This is a genomic window from Sphingomonas sp. Leaf231, from assembly GCF_001421995.1.
Taxonomy (GTDB): Bacteria; Pseudomonadota; Alphaproteobacteria; order Sphingomonadales; family Sphingomonadaceae; genus Sphingomonas.
The window spans coordinates 557,506-581,355 of sequence record NZ_LMLS01000001.1 but is presented as its reverse complement, the minus strand read 5'-3'; the positions used below and the strand labels follow the sequence as shown (position 1 = coordinate 581,355).

Genomic DNA, 23,850 nt, shown 5'->3' with positions numbered 1-23,850 from the left:
ATGAGCGGGTTCTCCGGACATCGGCGCGCGATCGTCGATATCGCGTTCGCCACGTTCGGAGAGCCTGCCGCGTGGAGCGGGCAGCCCTCCACGGTTACCATCCGGCTGCGCAGCGGTGATCAGGACGATCGCTTCGGAAGTATCAGCCTGAAGCGCCGCGGCACGATCCTGCGGGTGCGCAGCTGGGAGGTCGAGGCGCCGAAGCCCGGCGACGAGGTCACGTTGGGACCTGACAGCGGCAACGCGCACTATGTCGTCGGCGACGGCGTCATGCTCGACACGAAGGGCGTATGGGACTGCCCCGTCAGGCGGACGCTATGAGCGCGATGACGTTCCGCAGCAGCGGTTTCCGCGACCTCGATCGCAAGCTGGCCGCGCTCGCCAAGGGCGTGCCGGAGGCCCGCAAGCGCGCGGCGCTGCATGTCGGCGGCGAACTGATCGCCGAAGAAGCCCGCCGGCTTGCCCCGTTCGACACCGGCCTGCTGCGCGACAGCATCAAGGTCGCCGATACCAACGACGCCCGCATCTATGGGACGCTCGGCCGGCGCGTCGATGACGGCACCGTGCAGGTCTATGTCGGGCCGGTCGGGTCGACCGAAGACGGGGACGTCTATTACGCCCGTTTTCAAGAGTTCGGGACGCGCACCATGGGTGCCAACCCGTTCATGCGCCCGGCCATCGCCGCAAAGCGCCCTGCCGCCGAACGGCTGGTCGCGAGTCTGCTGATGTCCGACGTGCAGGCGCTGACGCGATGACGCTTGAGGTGGCGCTGACCGCGCGCGCGAGCGCGGACGTGCAGCTGACCGACGCGATCGGCGCGGCCGGCGGGTGGACCCGTCGCCTGACCGGGCTGCCCGAGATCACGTTCCAGACCGTCGCCGACCCGCGACCGGAGCATTTCAAGGGTTTCCAGCCGCGGCAGACCACCGTCCAGGTGGACGTCTGGGCGGCGACGGCCGGCGAGGCCGCGGCACTGCGCGAGCGGTGCATCGCGACATTCATCAAGGCGGACGTGGTCGAGGGCGTGCGGTTCCAGCGCGCCGTGATCGCGAACGTTCGCGCGGGCGCTGAGCCCGAGCAGTCGGGCGAACCGCAGCGGTTCCGCGAAGAGATCGCGCGCGAGTCGATCGACATCATCTTCACGCACACACCTGCCTGAGAGGAGGCGCAACATGGACGCAAACGGCAACAGTGAAGCCCAGTCGGGTTACGGCACGGGCTTCTTCCTCAAGCGCGGCAATGGGCCGTGGATCGAGATCGACGAAGTCACGCAGGTCCCGATGGCCGAGCAGTCGGCGGACGAATACGAGGTGACCCATTTCAAGTCGCCGAAGAAGAAGAAGGAATGGCGCACCGGGCTGACCGACGACGGCGAAGGCACGCTGGAGATCAACTATATCCCCGGCTCGGAAACCGACACCGAACTGCGAGCGGCGCGAGCGAGCGGCGAGGTTTGCGCGTATGAGACCTATCTGCCGGCGCCCGAGAACAAGTGGCTGAAGATCAGCGGCTTCCTGATCGTGAAGTCGCGCGGGCGCGGCGTGCCGATCAACGATCGCATGACGCAGACCGTCACCGTCCGCTTCACCGGCGACGATGAAGAGGTGGTCGCCGCCACGCAGCGCGTGATCGCACCGTAATGCTCGCGGCGCAGGTGTTCGACGCCGCGGGGCAGCGCTGGACGCTGTTCCTCGGCAACGCCGCGCAGTGCGCGGTGGAGGAGCAATACGGCAAGGGGTTCTTCGCCGTCGTCGCGGACGCGGTGCCGGACATCGATACGGAGACGGCGCTCGCGATTGCCTCGGCAATGTCGGCCGGCGCCGTGCCCAACCTGTCGGCGGGCACGATGGAGAAAATGGCGGACGCGATGCGCCGTGTCCGCCTGTCTGTGCTGCGCGATCTCGCGTGGCACGGCCTCCAGCGCCACCACCACGACGTCACGCTCGATGATGTCAGCGATATCGCCGACGAACTGGGCCAGCATCGGTTCGGCGAGATCATCGGCAACGCGATCCGGGCGGCGCAGGGTCAGGGCGAAGGGCGGAAGGGGGATGGTCGACCGGCCGCCCCGGGAAAGCCTTCGACCCCCAAGCGCGGACGGACTGGGAGGGCATCCTCGCGCAATGGTCCCGCGCCGGGTTCGACGAACCCGCCTTCTGGCTGACGACGCCGGCAGGGTACGCGGCGGCGATGCGCGGATGGGTGCAGCGCCGCCGCGACGATCACGACCTTGCCACCTACGGTGCCTGGCGGTGCGAGTTTTTCGCCCGTCAGGACAAGATCAGGCCCGTTGGGCAGTACCTGTCGGCGGACAAGCCGGCAGCGAAGGCCAGCGGCCCTCAGACGCCCGCCGAGCGGGCGCTGGCGTTCCGCGCGCTTCAGGCCGCGGGCGCTCCCATCAAGATCGAGGTGCTGGACGGTCCACCACCTCGCCGCCGAAAGGAATGACGCCAGATGCAAGCATTGCTGGCCTCGCTCGTCATTTCGATGGGCGTGAAGGATGCCGCGTTTCAGGCGGGAATGCGCACGGCGCGGGCAGAGGCCAAGCGGACCGAGCAGGACTTCGACAAGTCCGGCAAGGGCATGGCGGCGTCGATCGACCGCGCCGCGCACAAGGTCAACGAAGCGGCCGTCCGCATCATCGGCAGCGTGCAGAACATCGGCCGCGAGGTGAAGAGCGCGGGGCTGCTGCTGACCGCGGGCCTAACCCTGCCGACCGTGGCGATCGGCGCAGCGTCGAAGGCCGCGGCCTCCGATTTCCAAGCCGCGATGAACAACGTCCACGCGGCAATGCTGGACGCCAGCCCGGAGCAACTGGACAAGCTGCGCGAGGCGGCGCTGCGGCTCGGCCCGGCGATGGGCAAGAGCGCGATCGAGGCGGCGGGCGCGATCGAGGCGCTGGCGAAGAACGGTATGAGCGCCGCCAGCATTCTTGGCGGTGGGCTGGAGAATGCGTTGAAGCTGGGCGTGCTCGGTCAGACCGAGTTGAGCAACGCGGCCGACGCGACGACGGATATCCTCCAGCAATTCCACCTTTCCGCGAGCGACCTGCCCGACGTGGTGAACAAGGTCAGCGGCGCGCTGGACGCGTCCAAGCTGTCGTTCGACGGCTATAAGGACGCGATCGGGCAAGTTGGCGGCATCGCGGGTGGCCTCGGCTACCAGTTCGAGGACATGAACGCCGCACTCGCGGCGGTCATCCCGTTGATGACCGGCGGCTCCGATGCCGGCACGTCGTTCAAGACGTTCCTGCTCTCGCTCGTGCCGGCGTCCAAAGATGCCGAGCGGACGATGGCAAAGCTCGGCATCAGCTTCTTCAACGCCGATGGCAGCATGAAGACGCTCGGCGAGGCCGCGGAGGTGCTGAATACCCGGCTCGCCGGCCTGAACGCGCGTAGCCGTCAGGATGCGTTGACCCGCATGTTCGGCACCGACGGCATGCGCGTCGCCATCGCGCTGATGCAGGCGGGCGCGAAGGGCATCGCCGACGTCAAGGCGTCGATCGACAAAGCGAGCGCCGACCAGAAGATCGCCGTGCTGCTCGATGGTGAGGCTGCGGCGACACAGCGCCTCTCGGCGGCATGGCAGAAGCTGAAGATTGCGATCGGTGAGGCCGGCCTCATTCAGGTCGTGACCTTCGTGAAGGATAGCGTCGCGGCGCTGGTCGAGCGCCTTGCGTCGGCCCCGCCCGCCTTTTTCTATCTAGTGACCGCGGCCGGACTGGCGGCAGCCGCGCTCGGCCCCATGGTGCTGATCGGCACGAAGCTGTTGCCGCTGCTGGCCCTGCTCGCCATTCGTGGCACGGCCCTGGGCGGATCGTTCGCCATCATCGGTACGGCAGCTGGTGCGTTGCTGAACCCGGTCGGCTTCCTCGTGACGATGCTGGGACGGCTGCTGCTCGCTGCGGGCGCCAGTACGGCGATCGGTGCGCTAGGTGCTGCAATGCTGCGCTTCGCAGGTCCGGTCGGCCTGGCGGTCACCGCGTTATCGATCCTGCTGCCGCTGCTGACGCAGCAACGTCAGGCCTCGGCGAAGTACGTCGGCGCAATGGACGCGGCGAGCGCCGCGACCGCGAACAGTGTCGACATCGTGCAGAAGCTGGCGTTCGCGCAAGGCGAGGCGCGTAAGGAAGCGCTGGCGTTGGCGCGCGCCGACCGCGTTCGCGCGATCGAGGCGGTCAAGGCCGCGCGCGGGGACCTGCAAGCGGCACGTGCGGCGAGCATGCGGGCGCGGGCTGCGTCGACCAGTGTGGCGCAGAAGGCGTACGAAGCCGTCTCATTTGGAAGCAACGACTGGGAACGGTCGATCGACAAGAAGGTGCTGGGTTTCTTCGGATTCGAGCCGGCTGATAATCGCGATCAGGCCGCTGCCAACTTCGCGAAGATGGCAGCCGTTCAGGCCGAAACGCTGAAACGTTTCGACATTCTCGACAAGGCGATCTCGGCTGCCGAGAAAGACACCGGCGTCACCCGCGACGTGAAATTCGAGGACGACGACAGCAAGGCCCGCAAGACCCGTGCCCCGAAGGACCGCAGCGCTCAAAATGACGCTCAGTACCTGGACGAAATCGGCCGCGCGCGGGTCGCCCAGTTGCAGGCGCAAGCCGACCTGACAGGCGGGATTGAGGCGCGCTACCGGGCCGATATGGCGGCGCTCGACGAAGAGCGCGCGTCGACGATCCGGCAGAACGGTGTCGATGAAAACCTGACCGCAGCGCGTCGCGCGGAACTGCTGGCTGCGAAAGATGCCGAACTCGCCATCCGCCGCGGCATCGTCGAGCGGGATCGTTCGACCGCATTGGCGCAGCAGGAATACGACCTCGCTGGGGCCGACAACGAGCGCGCGCAGGAGCGTGTGCGCGCGGAGATCGACCTTGCCGACAGCATCGCCGGCCGGCGCGATGGCGAGTTGCGCCTGCTCGACCTCCAGCGTCGGCAGGAAGAGGCGGACCTCGACCTGATCCTTGCCACGAAAAGCACGGCGTCGGCGGAGTGGGACAACGCCCGCAAGCGCCGCGACATGCTGCCGCAGGTCTATGCCGAGCGGCGCGCCAGTGTCGATCGGCAGAACGAAGGTCCCGGCGACACCTTCATGCGCCAGCTGGGCCGGTCGAGCGCCGCGATTCGGGAAGACGTCGAGGCGATGCGCGTCGATGCCCTGAAGGGGCTAAATCAGGACCTGACGGACGCCGTGCTGGGCACGCAGAAGCTGGGCGATGCCTTCGTGAACATGGGCAAGCGGATCATGGCGAGCCTGATCGACATCGCCATTCAACAGCAGCTGATCAAGCCGCTCGCCAACATGCTGTTTGCGGGCGGCGGTGGGGGCGATGCGGCGCTCGGCGCATCGATCGCGAGTCAGGCAAGCGGCGCGCTGAGCAGTGCCATGGCGTCGTCGTCGTTCGGCGGCTTCCGGAAGAACGGTGGCGCGATCACGCCCAACGAGTGGTTCGTCGTCGGCGAGGAAGGTCCCGAAATCTTCGCGCCGGGGATGAGCGGTAGCATCATCCCGAACGGCGGGCTTCGCGCACAACAATCGAAGTCCGTCGTGCAGCTGGTGGTCGGTGAGGGTCAGATGTTCGAGCCACGCGTGGCCGGCATTTCAGGGAGCGTTTCTGTGCAGACGGTGCGTGAAGGCAACCGCGCGGGCGCGCTCCGGCAGCGGCAGCGGCTGGCGTGATCGAGCTTCCTGACTGGGCGGTGCCGAACGCCGCCACGCCTTCGCTGGTGGATGCCGGCGGGGTGATGCGCTCGCCGCTCAACACGGCGGCGCTGAAGGTAAACCGGCTCGGCTCGCACTATCGCGTGTCGCTCGGCTTCCCGCCGTACGAGCCCGAGCAGGGCCGCGTCGTCGTTTCCCGCCTGATCCGCGGGCAGCGCGTCGGGTTGAGGGTGCCCTACCCGATCTTCGTGGATCAGGGGGAGCCGGGTGCGCCGGTGACCGACGGCGCGGCGCAAAGCGGGCTGACCTTGAACCTGCGCGGCCTCGCGCCCGGCTATGTCGCGCGTGAAGGCTATTGGCTGTCGATCGTCGATCCGACCGGACAGCACTACCTCCACAACGTAGCCGATGACGCGGTGGCCGGCGCCGATGGGCGCATGGTGCTGCCGCTGTCCGAGATGCTGCGGGTGCCGTTCCAGAACGGCGCTGCCGTGCATCTGGCCACGCCGATGGTCGAGGGGATCGTCGAGGGCAATTCGCGCGCATGGAACCTCGCCGTCGACCGAACGACGTCGATCGAGTTCGCCATTGAGGAGGCGCGCTGATGGAGCGGGTGCTTCTGTCCGGCCTGATGAAGCTGGAACTGCCATCTCGCGCGATCACGCTTTGCGACGGCGGCTTCGTCCGCTGGAATGGCGATACCTATCAGGCCGAAGATGCCGAGTTCGGCATCCTGACCGGGTTCGATGCGCTGACCGAAGGGGTCGGCGACGAAGCCCCGGCCGGGATGCTGACGATGGCGCCGCCGACCACCACCGCCGCAGCGGCGCTGACGGCGCCGGGCAACCAAGGCGCGCGGCTGCGCCTGTGGGTGGCGGAGATCGACGAACGAAACGGCGGCGTCATCGGCCAACCCGACCAGATGGTCGACTGGCAGGTCGACAGCATGCGGCTGCGCATCGGGCGCGGCACGCGCGTGCTGGAGATCGGCTGCGTCACGCACGGGCAACGGCTGATGCTCCGCAACGAGGGCAACACGCTGTCGCCTTCCTTCCACCGCATGATTTATCCCGGAGAAGCTGGCTTGGACAACGCGACTGGATTGACCACCGACGTGGCATGGGGCGCCGCGGCGGCTCCGCGCGGAGCGTCGTCGCGTGCTTGATCTGGAGCAACGCCGCGTGCGTACCGAGCGGGTGGTCGCGCGTTTCCGGGATCGTCCGTTTTCGTGGACCGGCCGGCGCACCTGCCTGCACCTCGCGCGTGCCCAGATGGTGGCGCTCGGGCACAAGCCCCCGAAGATGCCCGACTTGCGTTCGGCGCTCGGCGCCAAGCGCGCGCTGGCGGCGACCGGGCATGCCGGCATCATGGACCTGCTCGACAGCCTTCTGCCGCGGATCGCGCCGGCCGGCATGCTGATCGGCGATCTCGCCCTGATGGAGGGTGACGACGCGTTCGACGCCGTCGTGATTGCGGCCGGCGGCAAGGTGCTCGGCTATCACGGCGATGACCTCGCCCGAGGGCTGGTCGCGATCGAGCCGGTGGTGACGCAGCCCTACAAGGCGGCGTGGCGGCTGTGAGCGGCGTAGCAGGCACGGTCGGCAAGATTGCCGGCGTAGTGGCGTTCGCGGCGCTGGCGCTGTCGACGGCAGGCGTCGCGACGATCGGCGTCGTGGCGCTGAAATCGGTGGCGACCTATGCCGCGCTCGCGTCCACCGCTGCGAGTGTCGGAGCATCGCTGACCGCCTCGACGCCCCCACGTCAGGGATCGGTCTCGCAGACGACGATCGGCAGCGATCAGGACAGCCCGTGGATCGTCGGCCGCACCTACTACGGCGGCGCGCGCGTGCAGCTGGTCGGCTACGGCGCCACGCTGAAGAAGGTGAAGAACCCCTATCTTCTCGCGGCCGACGTCCATTCGGTCGGCGGTCCCGTCGACGGGCTGGAGGCGATCTACGCCGACCTCGCGCCGATCGCGATGCGCCCCGAAGGGCCGGTGGCCGGCACGAACGGATACTTCCGCGAGCATCTGTGGCGGTCGTTCCAGCTGGGGCAGCAGGTCGAAGCCGCGGCGCTCCCGTTGCGTTTCCCCGGCGCACCTGGCTGGGGCGCGGATGCCCGCCTGTCGGGCAAGGCCGCTATCGCCTACAACGGCTTGTTCGACCGCGACGGCGAGGTGTTCGCGTCAGGCTTCGCCCAGATGGGCGCCGTGTGGCGCGGTGCGCGGTGCTGGAACCCGGTTGAGGACAGCACCTATCCGGGCGGTGCCGGCGCAAGCCGCTGGGCGCCTCCGGGTGACACCGCGGGCCATGATGCGGCGCGCGCGACGTGGTCGTTCACCCGCTCGCCGGGACTGCTGGCGCTGCGGTACGCGCTCGGCATTTACGAGCGCGACACCCGTGTCGGCGGCTCGGTGTATCGAAAGACCTTCGGCGCCGGCATCCCGCTCGACGGCCTGATCGTCGAGCAGTTCGTGCACCTGCACAATGTGTGCACCGCGAACCGCTGGAACTGCGACGGCATGCTGTTCGAGCCGTCGAGCAGCAAGTGGGACAACCTGAAGCGCATCCTTGCGGCCGGCGGTGCCGAGCCTTGCTGGATCGGCGGGCGACTTGGCGTGCGCGTCAACGCGCCCCGGATCGCGCTCGACACGATCACGGCAAGTGACCTGGCCGAAGGCGAAATCGTCGTCGGAGCGATGCAGGGATGGGAGCAGCGGCTCAACACCATCGTGCCGAAGTACCGTTCGGAGACGCACCGCTGGGAATATGTGGCGACCGATCCCGTCCAGATTGCAACCTATCTGACCGAGGATGGCGAGGAAAAGCGCGAAGAGCGTCAGTACGACCTCGTGCAGGACCCCGCGCAGGCCCGCCAGCTGGCGGCGTACGAACTGCTCGATCGCCGCGAGTTGGGCGAGATCGAGTTGCCCTGCAAGCCGCGCATGCGCCGCTATGGGCCGGGCGACCTGCTGACCATCAACCTGCCTGACGTCGGGCTGGTCAACCAGCCGGCCGTGGTGCTGCGCCGTACGCTCGACCCCGCCACGATGGGTGTCACGCTGGTGCTGCGCGGCGAGACGATGGCGAAGCACGACTTCGCGCTCGGCCGCACTGGCACGCCGCCCCCGACGCCTGCGCTGGTCGCGACGCCGTCGCTTGACGAGATCGCGCTGGAGCGCCCGGTGTCGTGGGACACGATTTCCGACCCGACCGGCACAAAGCCCGAGGACAACGCGACCGTGGGCGCGCCCGAAGGCACGAACATCGGCGGTCGGCCGGTCACTGACGTGCTGGCAGCGTTCGATGCGGCTCAGGCGCAGCAGAACCACTTCGAGACGGTGACGATCCCGGCCGTAGAGAAGGCGGTTACCGACGCGGGCGAGCGCATCACCGCCGCGAAGGGGCGCGCTGACGACGCGTACGATCGCGCGGGACAGGCAATAGAAGATGCTGACACGGTCAACCGGCGCGTCGACACGCTGATCGCCGAAGGTGGCGGCGGCAGCGAGGGCGTCGACAGCGTGGCGCGTGTCGAGATCAAGCGCGTCGACGAGGCGGCGATCAAGCGCGACGCAGCGGTCACCCGCAGCGTCGAGACCTTCAGCAGTTCGCTGCGTACCGGCGCCCATCAGGCGGGAGAGTTCACCGCCGAGTATCCCCTCGCCGATCACTGGAAGATCGGGCCGGAGGCGTCAGCGCCGGCTCTCGATCGCGAGGGAGTGTTCATTGGCTCAGCTTACGACGGGGCATCTTGCCTGATAGCCGAGCCACGAGCTGGCGGGGTCGCGGCCTTCAGTGTCGCCACCTACCCGGTCGATACGAACCGTCGCTACAGGATCGCCACCCGGATCGGCGCGTACAGTGCAAGCGAACCCTTCACCCCCGGCAGCAAGGTCTTCATCGGCGTCGCCTGCCTGGACGACTCCGGCAACCTGCTCGATCACGGAAGCTACGGATCTTACCGGTACTCGTGCCTCGTCGAGGTACGCATCGGAAATACGAGCGCGATGGGTGAGTTCGCGCAGGTGATGACCGGCGAGGGCAACGACAGCTGGCAGAAATTTGCCCCCGGTACGAAGCAGGTGCGGCTCTGCATCTTGCTCAACCATGAGGGCGACACCCCGCTCAACACCTACGTCGACTATGTTCGCTTTGAGGATGCCGAGGGTGAGCAGCGAGCTGCCGACGTGGACGCGCGGGTTACCCGCGAGGTCACGACCCTAGTCGAGAAGGACGCCGCGCTGGCTCGCGAGAGCGTGGCGATCGAGGCGCGCATGGGCGAGCGTGTCAGCGCCAGCGCTAGGGACGTCACGACCGCGTTCACCGAAGCAGATCGCGCCCTCGGCACTCGCACGTCTGCGGTTGAAGCGGCAGCGATGGCCGCGGGATCGGCAATGAACGCAAACCCTGACTTTGCGTATTGGACGAATCCTTACCTGCCGCCTGACGCATACGCCGGCTGGGGTGAAGTCGGGCTTTATAGCCGGCTTCCCGCTTCACTGCGTCCGACCGGCTACATGCTCGAACATACTGCTGCCGGCATCAACTCTGGCTTCATACAAACGCCGATTTACACCTCCGGCGGATGGTACGTTTTTGAGGCCGAGGTCTGGAAGACCGCCGGCACATGGCTGGGTTCGGGCCTCACGCTACACGGGATGTACCATCTCAGCTTTGCGGCAGATCCTGACATCAACGGCGTGGCTGGCGACGTGGACCGCGGCGGTGGCGTGCGGAAATGGGCGAAACTGTTTTACGTCCCGGAGAGCGGTAACGGCTATCTCAACTTTCACTTGATGACCAACTGGGAGGGCTTCGCTCCCGTACGTTACGATAAGACCTTGCGGTGGATCTCCGCGCTGCTGCGACCTGCTTCTGATATGGAGATTGCCGCACGCAAGGCGATCACCGAAACCATCCCAGCGGTGTCTGCACGGGTGAAAGCCACAGAAGACACGCTCGCCGACTTGCCGAACCGCTACGCCGCGGCGGAAGTGGTGCGGACGCTTCAAGCGCAGGTTGCGGGCACGCAAGGCAGCGGGCTTTCGGACTATCTTACGTCAACGATCACGCAAGCTGCGACCGTTATTGCAGACGCGAAGACTGGTGTCGTGGCACGGTCAGTTGAGACGCTCCGCACCGAGTACAATGGGCGCATCGGCGTCGTCGAACAGCAGACCGGCTCGATCACCGGCATCGACGGCCGCACCGAGGTTTACTGGCGGGTCACTGGCACGACAAACGACGGAGCCACCCAGATCTCGCTGACGAAGAAGGATGGCACGTCGCCGCTCTTCTACATCGGCGCGAACACGCTGATCGACGGCAACCTGATGGTGACCGGCACGGTCACGTCGCGGACTATCCAGAACGGGTCGATCACGAACAGCCTCACAACCACAGGGGGCACGTACGGCTTCCAGCAGAACACCGTAGCGGACACTGGCACGCTGACCATCTCAATCGCGGGAACCGGATACGTCCGTATCGACGTCCGGCTCTCGACAAATTACGTCGATGGCGAGAGCGGGATGACTGCTCCGAACATGTGGTTCTTGGCGCTGTATTGCGAGCAAAACGGCCAGCAACGTCTCGTTGGGTCTACGCCATTTCGTGAAGGGCCATATTTCAGCTTTTGGGAAAACGATGTGCCCAGCGCTGGCATCGCCCGTTACTTTGTCCGCATTACCCTGTCTGTCGCTCAGCGGAACGGCACCGTCTTCAACACGAAGATCAATGCTACGGAGTATAAGAAGTGAAGTTCGCGATCGTGGCGCTAGCCGATGGGATGGTGACGCAATTGGTCGATGCAGACACCATCGAAAACGTCATGCTCAATTGCCCGGAAGGGCACGAACCGCATCCGTGCATGGGCGTCGAGGTGCGACCGGGGGAATGGTGGTGGAACGGCTCCAGCCTGACTGCGGTGGTGAAGCCCGCGTCGACGATCGCGGAGGTGGAGGCCTCGCTGATCGCCGAGATTAAGCGGAAGGCGGATGGCCTGAAGATGGCGATCGGTACGGCGCTGCCCTCCAAGTCTGCGGAATACCCGGCGAAGGCGGCGGAGGTGGCCTCATGGGACGCGGCGCTAGGGGGCGGGCTGGTCGGGACAGTGGCGCAGACGCTTACCGCGATTAGCGCGTGGCCTGCGGCTCGCCGGGTGGCGACGTTCCCCTATGCACTCGCGGACGCAAAGGCGTTCGGCGACACGATCGACAAGGCAATCGCGCGGTTTCGGGTGGGTATGACCACCTCATCGACCGTGCCTGAGATCGCGGCGCGCGAGGCGGCAGCTTGCGCCGCTGTCCGCGTCGCAAAGACCATCGCCGCCAAGAAGGCGGCTGCTGTGGCGGTGAACTGGCCCGCCTGATCCCGGAGAAAATTGATGGAAAGCATGAACGTCGCGGCCCCTGGGGCCGCGCGATGACCCCGCTCGGCCATATCCTGAGCGTCGTCTCTATCTGGACGATGATGCTCTACGGCGTCCGCTTCTCGGTTGCCGCCGGCAACTGGCTGGTGCCGATCATGTCGGCCGCTTGGCATTTCGGCTGGTGCCGGGGCGACAAACGGGCGTGCCGATCGCGGTTCCGGGCGGCGGTCGACCAGCTGCACGTCGATCTCGTCTCCGCCATCAAGACGCCGTGGAGCGCCACGTTGTTCTTCATCGGCTGTGTCCTGATCGGCGGCGCGTACAGCCTCGGCTCAATGGGCGACGCCGCCCGGTTGATCAGCACGCGTCCGGATGCCTGGACGGATTTCGACATCGCGACGGATTGCTTGGCCGCTGTCCTGTCGGTGACCGGCATGGCGTTCGTGATGGCGGGCTTTTCCCGGCATCGCACCGCCAGCTTCCTCGTATCGGGCGTGCTGGTTTTCACCGGCCTCGGGATCGCGGTGGTGACGCTATGAGGGACTGGCAGGCTTATGCGCTCGCGGCGTTTGCCGTCGCCGCCGGGCAGGTTCTGAAGATCGGGCGCAAGATCGAAGCCGGGAAGCCGGTCACGTGGCGCGACATCGCTGTGCTGTGCACCTTACTGCCGGCGTTCGGTGCGCTCGGCGGGGCGGCGGCTCTGCATTTCCAATGGCCGGCATGGACGATCCTGCTGGCTGGTATCTGCGCCGGATGGACCGGAATCGGCACGATCCGCGTCATCCTGCGGATGCTGCCCACGCTGCTGCCGGCGCCCCTCGCGCGCCTGCTGGGCGGCACGAGCGAACCGACCCCTTAACCAACGAGGAATAGCAGATGACGAAAGAACCTGCGTGGCTTGCCGCCGCGCGGGCGAAGCTTGGCACGCGTGAAGCGCCGGGCGTCGCCAACTCGCCGACGATCATGGGCTGGGCGAAGCGCCTCGGCACCAAGGTGCTGGGAATTGCCTACAACGCCGACAGCGTGCCGTGGTGCGGCGTGTTCGTCGCCGCCTGCCTGCATGAGGTCGGCATCAAGCCAGTGTCCATTGCGGTGCGCGCCAAGGCATGGGCCGACTGGGGCAGCCCTGTTGCGCCCAACGACCTCGCCCCCGGCGCGGTGCTGGTGTTCGAGCGTCCAGGTGGAGGGCACGTAGGCTTCTACGACGGTGAGAACGCAACCGCATATCGGGTGTTGGGCGGCAATCAGGGCGATGCGGTCACGCGCGCGTGGATCGAGAAGAAGCGGTGCATCGCGCGGCGCTGGCCTCTCGGCGTTCCCCTCACCGGACAGCCGGTGAAGGTCGCTTCAACCGGCGTCTCGTTATCGAGCAACGAGGCATGACCGCCTTGACGGTCGCGGGGCTGGTGCGGCGGTTCTGGCCCGCGATCCCGATCGTCGTGCTGGCGGGCTTGGCGCTGATCTTCCGGGCGCAGCGCGACGATGTGCGGCAGACCCTGACCAACGAGCGGTCGGCATGGACCGCGTCGGTCGAGCGCGCCGACCGGGTGCGTGCCGAGCAGGAGCGCGGTTTCGCCCGCCAGATCGCCACCGCGGCGACAACCTTCGCCGATCGCCTCGCCGCGCGCGAGCCGATCATCCTTCGATCCACGAACACCGTGAGGGAATATGCCCAGACTGCTGCTGGCCGCATCCATTGCCGCGCTGCTGAGCGCGTGCGCGACATCACCGCGCTCGATGCCGCCCTCTACGCCGACGATCCCGGACCCTCCGCCCGCGGCGATGGTGCCCTGCCGGCCGACGCCGCAGCATCATCAGGCCGACGGTAGCGCGACGGCCGCCGACGACGACGCAACGATCCGTAACGGGCGCTTCGACCTGAAGGCCTGCGACGACATCCGGCAACTGCTGCTCGACGCTTGGCCGCGCAGCGCGCCGGCTGCCGAGCGCAAGGCGCGCTGACAACCTTTTTCTCCACCAAGCCACGAAAGGCTTTTGACATGATGAAGTTCATCCGCGGGATGGGCGCGATTGCGCTCGCCTTCCTTTCCTTGCCTGCGCTCGCGCAGCAACTGTCCGGCAGCGAGGTTATCCGGGTCGTTCAGAACGGGACGACGAAGTCGACGACGATGGCGGGGCTTCTCGCGTCAAGAGGGATCAGTCCGCAGGTCGACAAACTGGTGCGCCAGCAACAGCGCGCGCTCAGTAGCAACGCATACGATCTTCCTGATTATGGTTCAGGCCCCTCCGCCGGCAAGGCGGCACCTACGCTAACGTGGTCTGCGACCGCCGGCACCGGCAAGACGCAAGCGCGGCTTATGAATGATGCGGACAACAGCTGGGGCGCTTTCTATGGCGGCATTCCGACGCAGGTCTCCGGAGCGAGTTTCGGATTCCCTGTAGTGGCATCGGCGGTCGCGAACCCGGTAGGTGGTTCGGGTCGCGGGGCTGTTGGCTGGGCGATTGAGATCATCACCGACGATGCTGCACCGGCGCTGATGCTGAACTACAATCCAGTCGCGCAGGTACGCATCCTGGTCGACGGACAATTCGTCAGCCGCACGCCAGCGGTCATGGGCAACGCCAATTCCGGTGGCTTTCAATATCTGATCATCGATTTCGGTGCGAAATCCGCCAAGGGTCGGCACATTCGTTTCGAGAGCGAACTTAACCTCCCGTTTCGCGGGGTCTATGTCTCGCCTACCTCGCGTGTATGGCGGCCGACCCCAGCGGATTTCTTGCGGGCCGCGTGGATCGGTGACAGCAAGGCCGCATACGGCACTCAGTCGAACACGCCCAACAGCTTTGCGCACGACAATTATGCATCGATCACGATGCGTGTTCTGGGGGTCACCGACGCCTTGCAGCTCGGCGTCGCAGGGACCGGCATCGCAAGCGACAATCCATCGCTCGGTCTCCGCTACGGCGCCCGCATGAACGATTTGGCCTTGCTTCAGGCCTTGCCTGGCGGCGTGGATGCCGTTTTCGTCCAGGGGTCGATCAACGACCGCGATAAGGCACCCGCTCTAATCCAGTCCGAGTTGGCGGGTAACATCGTCGCGATCCGTGCGATCGTTGGGCCGGCCGTGCCGATCTTCGTCATTGGCGTAGATAGCGGAGGTCTTGGCTCCGGCTACAATGTGGCGGCCGGGGTGCTGGCTGCCGAGCAGGCGATGCTGGCCGCAGTGAACGCTTCGGCGGACCAGCTGGTCAGCTTCGTTCCGATCTCGACTGCGGCACCGACGCCTGTGATGTTCGGGGATGGATCGACTGGAACTGCATCAGCGTACATGCAGGCTGACTTGATCCACGAGACGTTCGGTGCGTCGGTCCCGGGAACCGGCGGTATGGAGTATCTTGCCCGTGCGTCCGCTGCCGGCATTCGTGTGGCCACCACTAAGCTACGCCGGTAGTTGGATGTCCGTATGCGACTGCTGCGGTGCGCCGCGGCAGAAGCGGGTAGAGCGAGGCTCGTTGGTCGCGATCGACGAGCCTCACACGCTGTTCTGGCGCGATCAGCGTGTGCCCCTCTACGCGTCCGAGGCGCAGGTCGCCTACGAACTGGTGCGTTATGGGCAGATATCGATCGAGCGCGTCTGCCTGCTCGCCCCATTGGCGGAGGACGGCAACGATAATTCCCTGGCGCACGTCCGCATATCGCAGATCCGCGCTAAGCTGCGCCGGATCGGCGCCGACGTGCAGATCGTCAGTCGGCGTGGCTATGGGTGGGAGCTTGTCCGCACGGCGTCTATGGCCGTTTCCGCCAACTGACGGAAGATGCGATGCCAGTGGTCGCCTGCATGTTCCCACGGCCAGCCGCCGTCAGGCTCGCGGCTTTTCCAAAGTGTCTGGGCGACGTGTTCAACCAACGCGGCACGATCGTCGTTTCCGCAGAGCGGGCACCCGGCGCGGTTATGGCCGATGCCGGCGACTCGATCGAGGCTCTCGCAGACGGACATGGCGACCTGATGCCCCGTCGCGCTGAAACAATCCAGCCTTTTTGTTCGCACAATGTTCCGCCACTATGGGCGAATGGTTGGCGATCCTAAGACCCTGTACGACCTGCGAAAGGTGGAAGCGTCCGTGCGTGTCACCTGCCGGTCCTGCAAGGCAGTGAAGGTCCATGATCTAGAGGAACTGATCGCCTCGCGCACCTTCAGGCGCGCGACGATGGATTGGCGCACGACCCAGCATGAAATGATCTGCGCGCGATGCCCGGTCGGCACCGACGGGGACGTGAAGGTCGAACTGATCCCGTTCGGCCGCAACGAGCGCGAGATGCGCGAGCAGCGCGGACGCACGCTGGTGATGAACCTGGCACTCAGCGTGCTGAGGGACGCCGCGCAGCGGGCTTCGCGTGACGACGTGGCAACGCCGGCCGTCCGCCTCGCTCTTCGCGTTCTGCGCCCGTTCCTCGCCGATCGTGCGCTGCTCGTGACATTCTGGACCGAGATCACTGAACGCAAAGACCGAGCCTTCAACCACGGCCATCAGGCGCACCGTTGGATCGTGACCGAACTGGTGAAGCGAGGTCATGCAGTCTGGGCGGAGTTTCGGTGATCGGGCGGCGTTTTCCGCCTGATCCCACGAACCGATCTGCATGTCTTTCGAAGCCCAGCGTGCGATACCTCGGCGGCGATTGACCACGTCTTTTCGCTGCGCTATCGGATGCCAGTGCAAAACAGGATTGCAAAACAATCCTATCGCTCGGTTAGAAAAGCCAGCTTTTCTGCGGGTTTGCGGGTATAGTACAATGGTAGTACAGCAGCCTTCCAAGCTGCATCACTATCTAAACCGCCAGTGAAAGCTCGATTTCAATCGGATACCTCCGGTAATCGCTTACACGCGCGCGCTCTTTATGCGTAAATGTCTCGACTATCGTTTCGCGGGCGATCATAGTGACTCTCATATTTTCACATATAAGCGACCAAACCGGGCTGTTGGTAGCCTCGGATCTTATAACGTCGAGGCCGTCGCGCTACGACAAAGAAGAGTTGCAGCTCCCGGTCAGGGACGGGCCGCTAATCCATAGCAATGCTGGTTCTTCCCTCGCGGGGCTCACTCAGAAAACCTGTATAATAAATAGGTCATTAATTTCATTTGCCGGGTCAGTTATTGTCGCGAAGGCTATAATAGAACGCTTTCGAGAAGAAAGTGCTGACGGCACCGAACGGATAGATTTACAAAAACTTGCCCGGAGTATGGGCTTCAATCAAAGCGAGCTCGACTCTGTTTCGTTTCTCTATCATTTCGCCAACGGGAATTATATTAACAGGCAGGTTTGGAACTGCCTTGACCTTAATCAAGGGAAATTTGAAAATATAGTAGGTCAGGGAAGCGGTGTTTGGAACTTCTTTGCTAACATGCAGGCTAGATTTGATACCGAGCCGACTCATGTTCAGGTCGTGCAAGGTCTTGTTTCAAGAATTGCAAATAATTACTTGGGTGAGATACTTGGAACAGAAACCTTAGACTACATGTACGGCGGCTGGTTCGAATTGGCTAGTCGACAAGGAAATAGTTTTGCTAAAGTTCCGTACGGGGTCAAGTTTTGGTCGCAACAGGGTGGCGTGCTTGGGAGCGGCGGCCCTGCTTTAATGTCTTGGTATAACGGGTTTCATCTGAATGTGACAAGATTTCCAATAACGGGCGAGGGGCCTGACAACGACACTCCGCCTAGTACCATCTTTGTTCAAGATCTTCTAAATAGGGGTTTAGCCGGGCCGCCTCGCGGCGTTATAAGGCCAACCTTTGTTGTGCATCTTATAATTGATCTAGATCGAAAAAATCAGCGTATCATTTACACAAGCCAGCCCGAGCAAGACGGCTTCCATATGGCCGTAAGTCCCGAGGGAATGCGGCTTCAATTCACGAGAGACTTTTTCCGCAAGCTTTCAGACCGGATGCGATTGCCACAAGATGCGGTGATACGCCCCATTGATTTGGGTGGCGAGCAAGGCAACGCCTGACGCAGAAATGGTGCCGTTCGGAGGCTTGAAGGCAGCGTGATCTACCGCTCGCAAGCGCGAAAGGCGTTAGCAGTGCTGACGGCAACACCTTGAAAATGGGTGCGTCGAACGAAGGCAGAACACCGCTAACTTTTTAGGAATTCAGCCAGCTCAAGGTGGATTTGCAGTCCTCTGCGTCACCACTCCGCCATCGCGCCTCAATGCGGTGAGGGCGCGCAGATGCGGGTGAGTGGCCGACATGTCAAGCCGCCGATTGCAAAGTGTGTTCCGCGCGCGATACAAGCCGAGCAGCGCAACGTGTGTTGCATCGATATAACAGCTATGCCACAGGACTGCCGATGACCCGTGCTGCCGACGCCCTTCGAACCGACGATTTCACCGCCATGCGCCAGGCGATGGTCTCCAGCCAGCTGCGCACCACCGCGGTCAGCGACCCGCGGGTGGTGGCGGCGATGGCCGAAGTACCGCGCGAGCGCTTCGTGCCGGCACACGCCGCCACGATGGCCTATCGCGACACCGCGATCGATCTGGGGGAGGGACGCGCGCTCAACACGCCGCTCGCCACCGCACGGCTGCTGGTGCAGGCACAGTTGCTGCCGCGCGACCGGGTGCTGCTGATCGGTGCAGCGGGCGGCTATGCCGCGGCGGTGCTGGCGTCGCTGGTCGCCGAGGTCGTGGCGGTTGAATCGTCGCCGACGCTCGCCCGCATCGCGCGCGGCGCGCTCGACGCGACGCCCAGCGTCACGATCGTCGAGGGCGCGCTGGAACATGGCCATCCCGAGGGTGCGCCGTACGACGTGCTGATCGTCGACGGCGCGATCGAGGAACTGCCCGCGACGCTGGCGTCGCAGGTCGTCGATGGCGGTCGGATCGTCAGCGGGCTGATCGAGCGCGGCGTATTCCGTCTCGCCGCCGGGGCGCATCGCGGCGCGGCCACCGCGCTCGCCCCGTTCGCGGACATCGATTCGGTCAGGCTTCCCGGCTTCGCGCGCCCGCGCAGCTTCACCTTCTAAGGATCACGCACTTGCACCTTCGCTCCGCGTCGCTGTTGTCATCGGTTGCCGTCACGCTGGTGCTTGCCGGAGCGATCCCGGCGCGGGCGGAGACGCTGCGCGACGCGCTGGTGCGCGCGTACCGCGACAATCCGACCCTGAGCGCCCAACGGGCGGCGCAGCGCGCAAACGACGAAAACGTGCCGATCGCCCGTTCGCAGGGGCGGCCGAACGTGGCGGCGCAGGGCGGGTTCACCGACAATTTCCTGCGCGGCGGGAACAGCTTCACCACGCCGGAGCGGCGGCTCGATGCGCAGATCGGGGTGCAGGTGCCGCTGTACCAGGGCGGACGGGTGCGCAACGGCGTGCTGGCGGCCGAGACGCGGGTCGAGGCCGGGCAGGCGAACCTGCGGGGCGCGGAGGCGACCACGTTCACCGACGTGGTCAGCGTCTACAACAACGTCATCCGCGACGAGGCGATCGTCGGACTGAACAGTCAGAACGTTCGCGTGCTGGAGACGAACCTGCGCGCCAGTCGTGACCGGTTCGAGGTGGGCGACCTGACCCGTACCGACGTCGCGCAATCCGAAGCGCGGCTCAGCCTGGCGCGTGCGCAGCTGCAATCCGCGCAGGCGACGCTGATTTCCAGCCGCGAGAATTACGTGCGGCTGGTCGGCGCGCCTCCTGGCACGCTGGAACAGCCGCCGGTCCTGCCGAAGTTTCCGCAATCGCCGGACGGCGCGGTGGACGTGGCGCTGCAGGACAATCCGAACCTGATCGCCGCGCGGCGCGCGCGCGATGCGACCGATTATGATGTGCGCGTCGCGCGCGCCAGCCGCCGACCGCAGGTGAATGCCACGCTTTCGCAGAACTACTTCAATTTCCTCGGATCGCTGGGGCAAGGGAGCGCGGCGGGGCTGGGCAGCGTGCAGACCGGCAATGCGACCGCGGCCGGCGTGACGCTGAACGTGCCGCTGTTCCAGGGCGGGCGTCCCGGCGCGCTGGTAAGGCAGGCGCAGGAGCTTCGCGGTCAGGCGATCGAGCAGGCGACCGCGGCGGAGCGGCAGGTGATCGCCTCGGCCCGCTCGGCCTTTGCGGTGTGGCGATCCTCGCTGGAGGTGATCGCGTCGGCAGAGGCGGCGGTGAACGCCAACAAGCTGAGCCTGGAGGGCGTGCGCGCCGAAAACAGCGTCGGCACCCGCACCGTGCTCGACATCCTGAATGCCGAGCAGGAGTTGCTCAACAGTCAGGTGACGCTCGTCTCCGCTCGCCGCGACGCCTATGTCGCGGGCTTCGCGCTGCTGGCGGCGATGGGGCATGCCGAGGCCGAGGATCTGGGGCTGGACGGCGGGCCGCTGTACGATCCGACGATCCACTACGCCAAGGTGCGGGGCAAGCTGAACGATTTCGACGACGGCCAGCGCGCCGTGCCGGTCGCCAGCAGCACGTCGGGCACGCGCCCGCAAACGGCGGTCGTTACGCGGCCGCTGGATCCGTTGCTCGAAAGCAATGTTGACAGGACACCCGCATTGACGACAGGTGTCGACACACCACGACCGTGACGGACGGGGCAGCGTTTTGAGGGCGACCCGATGGGTGATTTGAGCGGCGAGCCATCGATGGAAGACATCCTCGCCTCGATCAAGCGTGTCATCAAGGAAGGCGAGACGCCGGTTCCGCGGCGCGCACCGACGCCGCCACCACGCGACGAGGAACCGCCATCGCGTGATGCGATCCTGGAACTGAACGAGCCGTTGTCCGCCCCGCCGCCGCCGGCGTGGGCCGCGCCCGATCCGTGGGAGGAGCGGCTCGACCCGACGGTCACATCGGCGCGGACGGCGACCCCGCCACCGCAGTCGTCGACTCCGCCGATTGCACCCGCGCAGCAAACCCCGGTGGCACAGCAAAGCCCGGTGGCACAGCAAACCCAGGCGGCACCCGCTCCCGCGCCGCCGCCACCCGCCGCACCCGCGTCGATAGCGCCGGAAACCGAAGAGGCACCGGCGGTTTCACCGGCCACGGTGGAGGCGACGCGCGGAGCGTTGGGTGCCTTGTCGCGGCTGATCGTCAAGCCGGAGCCGGAGAGTGACGGGACGCTGGAGGGGTTGGTGCGCGAAATGCTGCGCCCGATGCTCAGCGAATGGCTGGACCACAATCTGCCGCCGCTGGTGGAGCAGATGGTCGCACGTGAGATCGCGAAGATCATCGCCAATCAGGGCTGACGCCCGAACGAAGGCGGGGTCACGAGTGTTGACCACGCCGTCGGCCGGCCTCATGCGGGATCGTCGTGGCGCCCTCCGCTGTGGGCGGGAGCTTCTCTCGGATGGATGACAGCGCGCGGGGGTAGCCGGTCGGGGGGACGATCGAACCCGTCTCGACGCGGACGATGCGACGGCGTCGTCCAGCCTTTCCGGGGTTGTGCCCAGGCGGGATCGACATCTCGCGTTTCACGCGACACACTGGCTTGCCTCGCCATGCTCGCAATGACGGGGCTTGCAAGGGACGGCCGTATGTCGATCGGCTTTGGCACGCTGCTGTAAGCTGGGCATCGGCAGGAACAGCGGCCCGCGCGCGGGACCGCGAACGTCATTCCGGCCGAGGCGGTCGATCGGTGGGTGCTGCCGCGTTCTTGCCAGCGGTGCAGATCGGACAGTGCGTTCTACGTGCGGAACTCTTCATTCCGACGCGGACCGGAGCCGCATCATCTACCGACCACACGGCCGCGATCGCCCGAATCGTCTCCTGCGTGCCCGCCACCCCGCTCGCCCGTTTCGTCGCCGATTGTCTCGGGCGACACCTTCTGCTCTATGCTGGCAGCCATGAAGAAGCCGTCCTTTGCGAGCCTGCTCGCGCTCGCCGTCGTCCTCGCCACGCCCGCCGCGGCGCGACAGCTTTCCATCGACGACGTCACGAGGCTCAGCCGGGTCGGAGCGCCCGCCCTGTCGAGCGACGGACGCTGGCTGGTGTGGGCGCAGCGCGAGACCGACGTCGCGGCGGATCGCGGCCGCTACGATCTGTGGAAGCTGGACCTGTCGCGCGCCGGAGCGCAACCGGTGAAGCTGGTCGCCGATCCGCAGCGCGACGAAAACGATCCGCAGGTGATCGGCACGACGGTCTATTTCACCGCCAACGATGCGATCTGGTCGGTGCCGGTCGCCGGTGGTGAGCCGCGGCGGGTGACCGACTTCAAGGGTGGGTTCGGCGGCTACAAGGTCGCGCCGAGCGGTGACCGCGTGCTGGTGTGGGCGGATCGTCGCCCCGGCGCTCCGACACTGGAGCCGGCAACCGACAAGAAGCCCGCGAACGCGGGTGTGGGGCGGACGTACGACCAGTTGTTCGTGCGTCACTGGGACGCTTGGGCTGACGGCACGCGTTCGCAATTGTTCGTGCTGCCGATCGTCGATGGCGTGGCACGCGGCAATGGGCGCGCGCTGGCTCCCGCATTGCTGGGCGATACGCCTTCGAAGCCGTTCGGCGGGGCGGAAGAGGTGAATTGGAGCCCGGACGGACGGACCGTCTATTTCGCGCTGCGCGAGCCGGGGCGGATCGAGCCGCTATCGACCAACCTCGATATCTTCTCGGTGCCGGCCGATGCCGGTGCCGCGCCGGTCAACCTGACCGGCGCGAACAAGGCGACCGATACGCAGCCGACGGTGTCGCCCGATGGCCGGACGCTGGCGTGGCTGGCGATGCGGCGGCCGGGGTACGAGGCGGACCGCTTCGTCCTGACCGTGCGCGATCTGGCGACCGGCAAGACCGTATCGCTGACCGAGCGCTGGGACCGGTCGATCGCGTCGCTGCAATGGGCCCCCGATTCGCGATCGCTGTACGTCACTGCCGACGATGTTCAGGAAACGCCGTTGTTCCGGGTCGATGCCGCGAACGGGCAGGTCACGCGGTTGACGGCTGAAGGGCATGTTTCCGGGGTGGCGGTAGGTGCGCGCGGTGCGATCGTCGTGGCGATGAACAGCCTGACCGCGCCGGACGATTTCTATCGCGTCGGGGCGGCGCGCAACGTGGCACGACTGACGAGCGTCAATGCCGCGAACCTGGCGGGCATCGACATGCCGACGGTCGAGCGGTTCAGCTTCAAGGGCGCGAACGACGACACGGTATGGGGCTATGCGGTGCGCCCGCAAGGCGCTGCCGGCAAGGTGCCGATCGCATTCATGGTGCACGGCGGGCCGCAGGGATCGAGCAACAACAGCTGGTCGTACCGCTGGAACCCGGCGGTGTTCGCCGGTGCAGGCTACGGGCTGGTCGCGGTCGATTTTCATGGGTCGACCGGGTACGGGCAGGCCTTCACCGATGCGATCCGCAACAATTGGGGCGGCTGGCCGCTCGAGGATCTGCAAAAGGGACTGGCGGCCGCGACCGGACAGTTCGCGTGGCTGGACGCCGACAATGCCTGTGCGCTGGGCGCGAGCTACGGCGGCTATATGATGAACTGGATCGAGGGGCGCTGGCCCGATCGCTTCAAGTGCATCGTCCAGCATGACGGCGTCTTCGATGCGCGTGCGATGGCCTATGAAACCGAGGAACTATGGTTCGACGAGTGGGAGCACGGCGGCAAGGCGTATTTCGAAGACCCGCAGGCGTTCGAGAAGTGGAACCCGGTTCAGTATGTCGACAGATGGAAGACGCCGCAGCTGGTCATCACCGGCGAGAAGGACTTCCGCATTCCGTATACGCAAGGCTTGGCGGCGTTCACCGCCCTTCAGCGTCGCGACGTACCGTCACGGTTGCTGGTGTTCCCCAATGAGAATCACTGGGTCCTGAAGCCGGCGAACTCTCGGCAATGGTATCGCGAGGTCTTGGGGTGGATGGATCGCTGGACGGGCAACCCGCCGCGTTGA

At 65.8% G+C, this 23,850-nt stretch carries 24 protein-coding genes; all 24 read left to right on the top strand.

The genetic code is table 11. The features are described from left to right. The 24 genes from ASE95_RS02815 (at position 1) to ASE95_RS02700 (ending at position 23,850) form a co-directional block, all read left to right on the top strand. Positions 1-321 carry a head-tail joining protein gene (locus ASE95_RS02815; protein WP_056631134.1) on the top strand — a complete coding sequence of 107 codons (321 nt, stop codon included), beginning with the start codon at positions 1-3 and terminating at the stop codon, positions 319-321. Next, on the top strand, positions 318-755 hold the full coding sequence (locus tag ASE95_RS02810) for an HK97-gp10 family putative phage morphogenesis protein (RefSeq protein WP_056631131.1): 438 nt from the start codon (positions 318-320) through the stop codon (positions 753-755). The genes ASE95_RS02815 and ASE95_RS02810 overlap by 4 nt, the downstream gene beginning before the upstream one ends. After that, the gene (gene gp17, locus ASE95_RS02805; RefSeq protein WP_056631126.1) at positions 752-1,159 is read left to right on the top strand and encodes a tail completion protein gp17; all 408 of its coding nucleotides are present in this window, start codon (positions 752-754) and stop codon (positions 1,157-1,159) included. The genes ASE95_RS02810 and gp17 overlap by 4 nt, the downstream gene beginning before the upstream one ends. Before the next feature lie 13 nt (positions 1,160-1,172). After that, positions 1,173-1,640: a phage tail tube protein gene (locus ASE95_RS02800; RefSeq protein ID WP_056631124.1), complete on the top strand. Its 468-nt coding sequence runs from the start codon at positions 1,173-1,175 to the stop codon at positions 1,638-1,640. Beyond that, positions 1,640-2,164 carry a hypothetical protein gene (locus ASE95_RS02795; RefSeq protein ID WP_056631121.1) on the top strand — a complete coding sequence of 175 codons (525 nt, stop codon included), beginning with the start codon at positions 1,640-1,642 and terminating at the stop codon, positions 2,162-2,164. Before ASE95_RS02800 ends, ASE95_RS02795 begins: the two co-directional genes overlap by 1 nt. Positions 2,165-2,190: 26 nt before the next feature. Continuing rightward, a complete protein-coding gene (locus tag ASE95_RS02790; RefSeq protein WP_056631117.1) occupies positions 2,191-2,448 on the top strand; it encodes a hypothetical protein in 258 nt (85 codons plus the stop codon). 6 nt (positions 2,449-2,454) lie between these two features. Next, positions 2,455-5,679 (top strand): phage tail tape measure protein, encoded by a 3,225-nt coding sequence (locus tag ASE95_RS02785; protein WP_056631115.1) that lies wholly within the window; start codon positions 2,455-2,457, stop codon positions 5,677-5,679. Positions 5,680-5,699: 20 nt separating this feature from the next. After that, positions 5,700-6,266, top strand: a complete 567-nt coding sequence (locus tag ASE95_RS02780) for a hypothetical protein (RefSeq protein WP_235528152.1) — start codon at positions 5,700-5,702, stop codon at positions 6,264-6,266. Further along, the gene (locus ASE95_RS02775) at positions 6,266-6,826 is read left to right on the top strand and encodes a hypothetical protein (protein WP_056631109.1); all 561 of its coding nucleotides are present in this window, start codon (positions 6,266-6,268) and stop codon (positions 6,824-6,826) included. The genes ASE95_RS02780 and ASE95_RS02775 overlap by 1 nt, the downstream gene beginning before the upstream one ends. Beyond that, a complete protein-coding gene (locus tag ASE95_RS02770; RefSeq protein ID WP_056631106.1) occupies positions 6,819-7,241 on the top strand; it encodes a DUF6950 family protein in 423 nt (140 codons plus the stop codon). Before ASE95_RS02775 ends, ASE95_RS02770 begins: the two co-directional genes overlap by 8 nt. Continuing rightward, complete coding sequence (locus tag ASE95_RS02765) at positions 7,229-11,422, top strand: hypothetical protein (protein ID WP_056631104.1); 4,194 nt, start codon at positions 7,229-7,231, stop codon at positions 11,420-11,422. The genes ASE95_RS02770 and ASE95_RS02765 overlap by 13 nt, the downstream gene beginning before the upstream one ends. A gap of 11 nt (positions 11,423-11,433) precedes the next feature. Continuing rightward, positions 11,434-12,033, top strand: coding sequence for a hypothetical protein (locus ASE95_RS02760; RefSeq protein ID WP_162234654.1), 600 nt, complete (start codon positions 11,434-11,436; stop codon positions 12,031-12,033). Next, entirely contained in the window at positions 11,958-12,572 is a 615-nt protein-coding gene (locus ASE95_RS02755; RefSeq protein WP_156347851.1) for a hypothetical protein, read from the top strand. The genes ASE95_RS02760 and ASE95_RS02755 overlap by 76 nt, the downstream gene beginning before the upstream one ends. After that, positions 12,569-12,892: a hypothetical protein gene (locus ASE95_RS02750; protein ID WP_056631095.1), complete on the top strand. Its 324-nt coding sequence runs from the start codon at positions 12,569-12,571 to the stop codon at positions 12,890-12,892. The genes ASE95_RS02755 and ASE95_RS02750 overlap by 4 nt, the downstream gene beginning before the upstream one ends. Before the next feature lie 17 nt (positions 12,893-12,909). Next, a complete protein-coding gene (locus tag ASE95_RS02745; protein ID WP_056631092.1) occupies positions 12,910-13,416 on the top strand; it encodes a TIGR02594 family protein in 507 nt (168 codons plus the stop codon). Further along, positions 13,413-13,862 (top strand): hypothetical protein, encoded by a 450-nt coding sequence (locus tag ASE95_RS02740; RefSeq protein WP_056631090.1) that lies wholly within the window; start codon positions 13,413-13,415, stop codon positions 13,860-13,862. The genes ASE95_RS02745 and ASE95_RS02740 overlap by 4 nt, the downstream gene beginning before the upstream one ends. Before the next feature lie 171 nt (positions 13,863-14,033). Next, the gene (locus tag ASE95_RS02730) at positions 14,034-15,446 is read left to right on the top strand and encodes an SGNH/GDSL hydrolase family protein (RefSeq protein WP_056631084.1); all 1,413 of its coding nucleotides are present in this window, start codon (positions 14,034-14,036) and stop codon (positions 15,444-15,446) included. 61 nt (positions 15,447-15,507) lie between these two features. After that, positions 15,508-15,804 (top strand): hypothetical protein, encoded by a 297-nt coding sequence (locus ASE95_RS02725; RefSeq protein WP_056631079.1) that lies wholly within the window; start codon positions 15,508-15,510, stop codon positions 15,802-15,804. 240 nt (positions 15,805-16,044) lie between these two features. After that, positions 16,045-16,593 carry a hypothetical protein gene (locus ASE95_RS02720; RefSeq protein ID WP_156347850.1) on the top strand — a complete coding sequence of 183 codons (549 nt, stop codon included), beginning with the start codon at positions 16,045-16,047 and terminating at the stop codon, positions 16,591-16,593. Positions 16,594-16,931: 338 nt separating this feature from the next. After that, positions 16,932-18,002, top strand: coding sequence for a hypothetical protein (locus tag ASE95_RS17510; protein WP_156347849.1), 1,071 nt, complete (start codon positions 16,932-16,934; stop codon positions 18,000-18,002). 338 nt (positions 18,003-18,340) lie between these two features. Then, positions 18,341-19,015: a protein-L-isoaspartate O-methyltransferase family protein gene (locus ASE95_RS02715; protein WP_056631073.1), complete on the top strand. Its 675-nt coding sequence runs from the start codon at positions 18,341-18,343 to the stop codon at positions 19,013-19,015. Positions 19,016-19,026: 11 nt separating this feature from the next. Further along, a complete protein-coding gene (locus ASE95_RS02710) occupies positions 19,027-20,556 on the top strand; it encodes a TolC family outer membrane protein (protein ID WP_056631070.1) in 1,530 nt (509 codons plus the stop codon). 30 nt (positions 20,557-20,586) lie between these two features. Continuing rightward, on the top strand, positions 20,587-21,216 hold the full coding sequence (locus ASE95_RS02705) for a DUF2497 domain-containing protein (RefSeq protein WP_056631067.1): 630 nt from the start codon (positions 20,587-20,589) through the stop codon (positions 21,214-21,216). Positions 21,217-21,813: 597 nt separating this feature from the next. Beyond that, entirely contained in the window at positions 21,814-23,850 is a 2,037-nt protein-coding gene (locus tag ASE95_RS02700) for a S9 family peptidase (RefSeq protein WP_056633047.1), read from the top strand.